Genomic DNA, 9049 nt, shown 5'->3' on the forward strand with positions numbered 1-9049 from the left:
TAAAGATGAGAACACAACACAAACTATCGTTGCATAGAGAGACACTTAAACATAGGAATAAAAAAAGAGCCAAGGTGACTGCGTCACCTGGCTCCTCGGTCCACCAACATCAAAAATTCATGAACCATAAAAAACTGTTATACTGTAATTTGATATTTACAGTATAACAGTTTTTTTACAGATTGAAAATAATTATTAACCTAAGGCCACATCTAATATCATCATTAGGACAAAACCACCAATTAATGCTAAAGTTGCTTCATCCGTATGGTTAGAGGATTGTGATTCAGGTATTAATTGCTCAACAACCACAAAAATCATTGCTCCAGCTGCGAAGCAAGTGCATAAGGTAATATTTCTTGAACAACTAGAACGGCTGCTGCCCCAATAACAGCTGAAACTGGTTCAACAACCGCTGATAACTGTCCCATTTGAAATGCTTTTCGTTTTGTTCTTCCGTCCGCATATAATGGTAATGATAAGGCTGATCCTTCAGGTATATTTTGTAAACCGATACCAATAGCTAATGCAATGGCTCCAGTTAAAGTCGCTCCAGCATTACCAACGCCTGCTGCCGCGAAGGCAACACCTAAGGCAAGTCCTTCTGGAATATTATGTATGGTTACGGCTAAGAATAACATCATCGTCTTCGGTAATTTTCTATTATCTGAGTCTCCATGGTCTTCAGATAAATGCGTATGCGGAACTGTGTAGTCAAGGAGTCTTAAAAATAAACCTCCTACCACAAAGCCGACTGCTACGGGTAACCAAGACGGTAACGATGATGAGCTAGATTCAGCATATTCTAAAGCAGGTGCTAGTAACGACCAAAAAGATGCTGCGATCATCACTCCTGCTGCAAATCCTTGCATAATTGCCAAAAAGCGATCATTCACTTCTTTAAAAAGAAAAACAAATGAAGAGCCAAATAATGTACAAAGCCAAGTAAATATTCCTGCAATTAATGCTTGAAAAATTGTATTACTAAATAATGCCATATATATATTCTCCTAGTCTAAGTCAAGTTTAATTGATGTATATAAAGGGTGGTCAAAATTTGAAAAAGTCACACCTAATAATCGAATGGTCCGGTCAAGATGTCCATGCTCTTCCCAAATTTCCTTAGCTAATTCTATACTTTTTTCAACAGACTCAATCGATTCGATAGATTGCATTTGTCGAGTAATTGTCTCGAAATTATCGTATCGAATTTTCACAGTAATCGTATGTGCTCTCATATCAGAAATATGATGTCGATTGTCCACCTTGTGTATCAATTTAACTATATTATCTACTACTTCAGACTCTAATTCAAGAAATACTGAGAAGGTTCTTTCTCTTCCAATTGATTTTCGTTCGCGCTTATTATTCACAGGTGTATTATGAACGCCTCGCACTTTAAAATATAAGGAATAGCCCATTTTACCAAAGTTATCAATTAATTCATCGAGTGACTTTTCATATAAATCTTCTCCAGTGAAAATTCCCATATCATGGAAATTCGGGAGTGACTTCTTCCCTACTCCATGAAATTTATCGATACTTAATTCTTTTAAGAATTGAACTGCATCTTTTGGTTCAACTAAGGTAATTCCGTTTGGTTTATTATAGTCTGAGGCAATTTTTGCGATGAATTTATTATAAGAAATCCCCACAGAACAAGTTAAACGCGTTCGGCGGTAAACTTCCTCCTTTATCTCCATAGCCATGATTGTCGCACTCTTCATATTCTTTTTATTATTCGTTACATCCAAATAAGCCTCATCTAGAGATACAGGCTCAATTAAATCAGTATATTCATTAAATATTTCTCTAATTTGCATCGATATTTCACGATAGTAATTTAAATCTCCTTGGATAAAGACAGCATTAGGACAACGCATATAGGCTTCTTGAGCAGACATTGCAGAGTGAATACCATACTTTCTTGCTTCGTAATTACAGGTTGATACAATCCCTCGTCCGCCGGTAAGTTTGGGATGCTTTGCTATAACAACAGGCTTATTCTTTAATTTAGGATTATCTCTCACTTCAACACTGGCATAAAAGGCATCCATGTCGACATGGAGAATTTTTCTTGATATATCGGGTTCAACTTCATCAAAAGATAAAATACCATATTGCACGCAACTCACCTCACTTTATTGTATATATTATACAAACACTTGTTCGTAAAATCAATCTCTATTGTTTAAGTAACATTTGTAAATAACATTATTTATTGACAAAAAAATGCTCCAAGAAATCCCTTATACAGGAATTCTTAGAGCTTTATTGAAATTAAAGAGTGCTTTCAGTTTCATCGCTTTCTTCAGCGAGGTCTTCTTGGTTTTCTTCGCGAGCAATATCGTTCGCTACTTCAATTTCGTTTTGACGATTTACAATATTACCACCTTGAGTAACAGTTGCAATAGCACCTAATGTAAATGTTAAATATACACCTTCACAATCAAGTACGACTGTTTGACTACTTTGGCTCACTTCATCTACTACACCATGAAGTCCTCCGATAGTCACTACTGCGTCACCTGGTTTCATGTCATTTAACATCTCTTGTTTTTTCTGTGCCTGTTTCTTTTGTGGTCTTATTAGCATAAAGTACATTACTGCGAATAAAACTATAAACGGCATAAAACTTAGAATAAATTCCATTAACGTTTGTCATCCTTTCATTTTTTAAGCATAAAGACAGTGTATCAAAAATTCAGACATTTAGCCACAATCTAGAAGTTTTTTGCGTTCGGTTTGTTATATCCGTATTTTTCGAAGAAATCTTCTCTAAATTCAAGTAATTGGTCGTCCATGATCGCTTTTCTAACATTTCGCATTAATTCTAACAAAAAGTAAACATTATGAATCGATGCTAAACGCATGCCAAATAGTTCATCTGTCTTAATTAAATGTCTTACATAAGCACGCGTATAATTGCGGCAAGTGTAGCAATCACAATTCTCATCAATCGGTCTGAAATCGCGAGCATACTGAGCGTTTTTCACTACTAAACGTCCATTACTTGTCATACAAGTTCCGTTTCTTGCGATACGTGTTGCAAGAACACAGTCAAACATATCAACTCCACGTATAACACCGTCAATTAAAGCATCCGGTGAGCCAACTCCCATTAAGTAACGAGGTTTATCTTTAGGTAATTCTGGAGTTAAGTAATCTAAGACACTATTCATCTCCTCTTTTGTTTCACCTACAGATAATCCACCAATAGAATATCCAGGGAAATCAAGTGATACAAGATCTCTAGCGTGTTGAATACGTAAATCTTTATAACCCGCACCTTGAACGATACCGAATAAAGCTTGGTCTTCTGGCCGTTGATGTGCTTTAAGTCCACGCTCAGCCCAACGAGTTGTTCGGTAAATCGAATTTTTAACATAGTCATAACTGTGATGGAAGTCCGGACATTCGTCGAAGCTCATAATAATATCCGCTCCAAGAGCATTTTCGATTTGAATTGCTTTTTCAGGTGTTAAGAATAATTTCTCTCCACTAATATGATTTCTAAAATGCACGCCCACTTCTTCAATTTTACGCATATCACTTAATGAGAAAACTTGGAAACCACCAGAATCTGTTAAGATTCCACGGTCCCAGTTCATGAACTTATGTAAGCCCCCTGCCTCTTCAACAATATCTTCTCCCGGTCTTAACCATAGATGATATGTGTTACTTAAGACAATTTCAGCACCCATATCTTTTAATTCTTCCGGTGATAAACCTTTGACCGTTGCCAATGTTCCAACGGGCATATAAATGGGTGTTTCAAAACTTCCATGAGGTGTATGTAAAATGCCTAATCGCGCGCCTGTATTTTTCTCTTCTTTAATTAATTCATATCTAATTGCTGGTTCTGTCATAATATTTCCTTTCTATTATTGCTTTAATTCAATCTTAAATATAACCGGATACAGTTTCCCCGTAATATAAAACTGATTGCCTTCAATATGAGCAATTCCATTAAGAGAGTCTATTTCATCCAACTCTTGGTCTGTCAAATTATCTTCGAGAACTTCAGTCAGGTCATACTTATATGTTATGATACCCGTTTTTGGATCGATGACAATGATTTCATTAGTATACCATACATTTGCATAAATATATCCGTTAGCAAATTCCAACTCATTGATTTCTTCTATTAATTGGTCATTATAAGTCACATCAATTGTATCATTCACTTCAAAGGTGCTAGGATCTCTTTGTTCAAGGACACTCGTTCCATCTGACATCCAAAGGACATCTTCTTGGTCGTCATAAGCTAATCCCCAGCCTTCGCCTTCATAATCTACGGTATCAATTATTTCTAAAGTTTTTTTATCTCTTTTAAATGTCACGCCACTACGCCATGTCAGTTGCCACACTGCATCTGAAGTAACTGTCAGACCTTCCCCGAACAATTCTTTATCTAATTGATCAACGACATCATAATGACCTGTGTCTAAATCTAAATAACCTATCTTTGATTCACCGTACAAACCTGTTCCTAGCAGTAATTCGCCTGCTTCATTTAATTCAAAGCCTTGTGTGAACGCAGTCGAATCGCTTGGATGAATTGACAAAAGTTCATATTCATCTTGAGAAGCCACTGGAATTATTGGTATAATACAATGAACGCAAATTAATAATGTTATTTTGTGAATGATTTTCTTCATAAAAACTCCTTTAACCCAACCTGATAATATAGTAATTTTATCATATTTTTTAATAGAAAGGTCGTTAGTAATGAATCTCTATTCATTTTTATTATTTATAGTCAAATACATTGTATACATTTTTAATGGGAAACCCTATGTCGTTGGCCAGGAAGATTTATCAAAGGATGTCGCAATTATTGCATCAACCCACCGTCACTGGTTAGACCCAATTATCTTAGCAATGGTTGTTGAGCCAACTGAGATTGCTTTCATGGCTAAAGATACTTTATTTAAGAATAAAATCTTCCGCTATTTGTTGCCGAAATTAAATGTTTTCCCAGTCAAAAGAGAAAAACCATCACCGATGTCACTTCGTCGTGGTGTTGAGGTCATGAACGAAGAGAATAAACATCTAGGAATTTTCCCTACAGGCTCACGCTACTCTACTGAAGTAAAAGGTGGAACTGCCTTTATCCAAAGGCTGAGTAAGAAGGATATTGTTCCAATTGCTTTGCAACCCCCAATGAATGCGAAAGAATTTTTCTTCCGTAAGAAAGCAAAAGTAGCCATTGGCGAACCTATTTCTTTCGATGATTCTAAAAAATATACTCGAGAAGAACTGAAACAAATTGATCTTGCGATTGCAGAGGCTTTCGATAAATTAGACAGACAATTGGATCCTGATTACGAATATATCCCAAGTAAAAAAGACTAATAAAAAGACATCTAACTTTCCTTCTAATTTGAAGGAAGCTAGATGTCTTATTTTTTTAGTTTTTAGTCTGTAGTCGATACATTTGATAGTATGTCCCTTTTTTCTCAATCAATTCATCATGATTCCCTTGTTCGATAATGTTACCTTTATCAAGAACAATAATTTGATTGGCATCTCTAATCGTACTTAATCGGTGAGCAATCGCAATAGTTGTTCGGTTTTGACGCATCTTCGCTAAACTTGCCTGAATATACTCTTCTGTTTCCGTATCAATATTAGCTGTCGCTTCATCAAGTATTAAAATCTTTGGATCTCGTGCCATCGTTCTAGCGAATGAAATTAATTGTTTTTCACCACTTGAATAACTAGCTCCTCGTTCAATAACTCGGTGCTCATAGCCATCTGAATGTTTTTCAATAAACAAGTTAGCATTTACAAAGTGTGCCGCTTCACGAATTATTCGATCTGATATTGAATGGTCTAACAAACGAATATTTCGATTCACATCCCCATAGAATAAGAAAGAATCTTGAAGAACTAACCCGATATCTTTTCTTAATTCTTCATAAGGAAACTCACGAATACTATGCCCGTCAATTAAAACATCTCCTGATTGAAACTCATAAAATCGCATTAAGACATTAATAATTGAACTCTTACCACTTCCGGTATGTCCGACAATCGCAACCGTTTCTCCTGGATTAACAGTGAAACTAATGTTGTTTAATACATTTTGATTTCCATCATAAGAGAATGTTAAGTTTTTAAATTCAATTTTTGCATCTTTGATTTTAGCATCTTCATGAACAATTTGTTCCGGCACATATTCCTCATGATCCAGTACACGCAGAATACGTGAACTTGATACTACCCCATCTTGAAGTAAACTTAAACTATCCATCATCATTCCCATTGGTCTAAAGAATTGTGAACTATATTGAACAAATGCATAAATCACACCTACTTCTAATATACCATTTAAGTATTGTCTACCTAAGAAGTAGATTACTAAAGCTAAGGATAATCCTTCTAATAAACTAATAACACTCATTAATAGGAGTGCATTCATTTTTACCATTTCATAGCGCGCGCCAAAATGTTTTTCATTTTGTTCATCAAATTCACTAATAATTCGTTTCTCTTGACGGAAATGTTGAATAACATTCATCCCAAGAATAGACTCATTAATTTTAGTATTTAATCGACTTAAATTCTCACGCATTGAGCGATATACCTGTGAACTATAACTTTGATAATACCAAATAATTCCTATCATAATTGGAACAAAGATTAAGAATAACTTTGCCATACTTGGATTCATTAAATACATCCCAATGAATACTGAAATGACCGTTACGAGCCCTTCAAACAATGCATAGAATGTATTCCAAAAGTTTTTCAATGTTTCTGTATCGTTTGTTACGCGAGAAACGATCGATCCACCTGGAGTTTGGTCAAAGTATCGCATTCCTAACGTATTAATTTTAGTAAATATTGTATCTCGGACGTTTTCAACTGTCTTTTCAGCAGCCATATTGAATAAATACGTCGATAAATAATTCGATACACCTTGTAATAGAAGTAAGAAACCATAAGTTAAAGCAAATGTTGTCGCTATTTGTACAGTAACGTCTAGATGTGTCAAATGATCATCAATAAATGTTTGAATTACTCTTGGCATAATAACAGAAACAGCTACTGTGACTGATGTAAATAAGATAGCAACTAAGAACGTCTTCCAATATGGTTTTGCGAAAGCAAAAATTCGTTTCGTTACGGTAAATTGCTCTCTCATGGACATTTTTCTTGCCCAAGCTGATTCATGTTGAACTTTACTTGCCATTATTACACCTCTTCCATTTCAGAACTTAATTCTAATTGTTGGTGTTCATACATTTCTTGGTACCAACCATTATTGTTAATTAATTCCTCGTGTGTTCCACGCTCAACAATTTGACCTTCATCCAGCACAACAATCTCATCCGCATGCATCACACTACTTAGACGATGGGCAGAAATTATTGTTGATTTGTCTTCACGTGTTTCTTTAATTGAATTTAGAATGGCTTCTTCAGTTTTAGCGTCTACGGCAGAAAGTGAATCATCCAATATCAATAACTCTGGATTAATTAACATCGCTCTCGCCATAGAAATACGTTGTTTTTGTCCTCCAGATAAAGCCACTCCACGTTCACCTACTAATGTATCATAGCCTTCACTAAAGCCTAATATGTCCTCATGAACACTTGTCACTTTAGCAATTTCTTCAACTTCTTCATTAGTAGTACCCATATTCGCAAAACGGATATTATCACGAACAGTCGTTGAGAATAAGAAATTATCTTGAGGAACGTAACCGATATTCGCTAATAAACTATCTAATTGATAATCTTTAATCGAAATTCCATTGAAGGTAATATCTCCTTTAAATTGGTCATAATCACGTAACAATAACTTAAATAATGACGTCTTACCAGATCCAGTACGACCAACGATTCCAAGTGTATTCCCTTGTTTAATATGAATATCAATATCACGTAAGGAAGCCTCGTCATCATCATCTGGATAAGCAAATTCATCTATTTCAATATGAATATCACCTGAGATAGATTGACTCAATGCATCCGGTTCTTCAATAATCGTACTTTTTTCATTTAAAATTTCTAAAATACGGTCATAACTTGCTGAACCACGTTCTAAAATATTAAACAAACGTCCGATCGCAATCATCGGCCACTGTAAACGAGTCACATAACTGATGAAAGCAACTAATAAACCAATAGTAATTTCTCCTTGTGAAACTAGAAAACCACCAAAGAATACACCTAAAATCGTAGATGCACCCATAATTAGTTGACTTGCAGGTCTAAACGCAGCATCAAATAAATAAACTTTTTGATTTCGATCAACTACGTTTGTCGTCATTTTCTTAAAGTCTTCAATATCTAACTCTTCTTCACCAAACGTTTTAATTACTTTCATACCCGTAACACTCTCTTGAACTTTATCGTTCATCGAAGAAAAAGCTGCTTGAGATTTTCGTGAGTGATAGTGAAGCTTACGACCGACAAAACGAATTAAAATCGTTAACAAAGGTATAGGGATAATCGACACTAGTGTTAATCGCCAGTCTACAAAGAAAAACATCATGAATAATGTCAGTAATCCTTGAGATAAAGAGTCCACTAAGGTTAAAATTCCTCCCCCAGCAACCATACGAATCGAGTTCAAGTCATTTGTCGTTCTCGCCATCAAATCTCCAGTACGATATTTTTGAAAGAATATCGAATCCATTTGTGTAAAATGAGTGAACAATCTTGCTCTTAATATCTTTTCCAGTTTAGCTGATGTTCCAAAAATCTTCGTACGCCATACGTAACGCATCGCATATTGAACTATAGCAATAACAACCAGAATGACACTCCACATAACCAATTGACTTCCTGTAATTGTACCTGCAGTCATATTATCTATGATGATACCAATAATCATTGGCACAAGCGCAGTCATCACACTCAATAGAATTAACATTGATATTCCAAAAATATACGCTTTTCTTTCTTGTCGCCGATTGTAAAATTAAGCTAGACAACTAAAACAGCCATTTGTGGTACACTCAACTTGTAATTCCGACCAAAGAATACAAAGGAGTGACCACAAATGACCTACACCCATCTTACCACGGATGAAC

Annotated in this window: 7 protein-coding genes and 1 pseudogene; 1 reads left to right on the forward strand and 7 read right to left on the reverse strand. The window is 35.3% G+C overall.

Translation table 11 applies throughout. The annotated features are described in order from the left end of the window. Window positions 1-195: 195 nt before the first annotated feature. From ACEN3Z_RS10980 to ACEN3Z_RS11000, 5 genes and pseudogenes are all read right to left on the reverse strand, one after another. A pseudogene (locus ACEN3Z_RS10980) lies at window positions 196-998 on the reverse strand (ZIP family metal transporter). 12 nt (window positions 999-1010) lie between these two features. Further along, on the reverse strand, window positions 1011-2126 hold the full coding sequence (dinB, locus tag ACEN3Z_RS10985; RefSeq protein WP_407090891.1) for a DNA polymerase IV: 1116 nt from the start codon (window positions 2124-2126) through the stop codon (window positions 1011-1013). Between the two features lie 154 nt (window positions 2127-2280). Then, complete coding sequence (yajC, locus tag ACEN3Z_RS10990) at window positions 2281-2652, reverse strand: preprotein translocase subunit YajC (RefSeq protein WP_407090892.1); 372 nt, start codon at window positions 2650-2652, stop codon at window positions 2281-2283. 71 nt (window positions 2653-2723) lie between these two features. Beyond that, window positions 2724-3869 carry a tRNA guanosine(34) transglycosylase Tgt gene (gene tgt, locus ACEN3Z_RS10995; RefSeq protein WP_407090893.1) on the reverse strand — a complete coding sequence of 382 codons (1146 nt, stop codon included), beginning with the start codon at window positions 3867-3869 and terminating at the stop codon, window positions 2724-2726. Window positions 3870-3884: 15 nt separating this feature from the next. Continuing rightward, on the reverse strand, window positions 3885-4661 hold the full coding sequence (locus tag ACEN3Z_RS11000; protein ID WP_407090894.1) for a glutaminyl-peptide cyclotransferase: 777 nt from the start codon (window positions 4659-4661) through the stop codon (window positions 3885-3887). Between the two features lie 70 nt (window positions 4662-4731). Here ACEN3Z_RS11000 and ACEN3Z_RS11005 point away from each other — a divergent pair, with 70 nt between their 5' ends. Next, on the forward strand, window positions 4732-5358 hold the full coding sequence (locus ACEN3Z_RS11005) for a lysophospholipid acyltransferase family protein (RefSeq protein ID WP_407090895.1): 627 nt from the start codon (window positions 4732-4734) through the stop codon (window positions 5356-5358). A gap of 55 nt (window positions 5359-5413) precedes the next feature. On the opposite strand, the gene ACEN3Z_RS11010 is transcribed toward ACEN3Z_RS11005, so the two are convergent. Beyond that, window positions 5414-7201, reverse strand: coding sequence for an ABC transporter ATP-binding protein (locus ACEN3Z_RS11010; protein ID WP_407090896.1), 1788 nt, complete (start codon window positions 7199-7201; stop codon window positions 5414-5416). 2 nt (window positions 7202-7203) lie between these two features. Further along, complete coding sequence (locus tag ACEN3Z_RS11015) at window positions 7204-8904, reverse strand: ABC transporter ATP-binding protein (RefSeq protein ID WP_407090897.1); 1701 nt, start codon at window positions 8902-8904, stop codon at window positions 7204-7206. Window positions 8905-9049: the final 145 nt, after the last annotated feature.

The sequence above is a fragment of the Ruoffia sp. FAM 26254 genome, from assembly GCF_045528545.1.
GTDB classification, from domain to species: Bacteria; Bacillota; Bacilli; order Lactobacillales; family Aerococcaceae; genus Ruoffia; species Ruoffia halotolerans.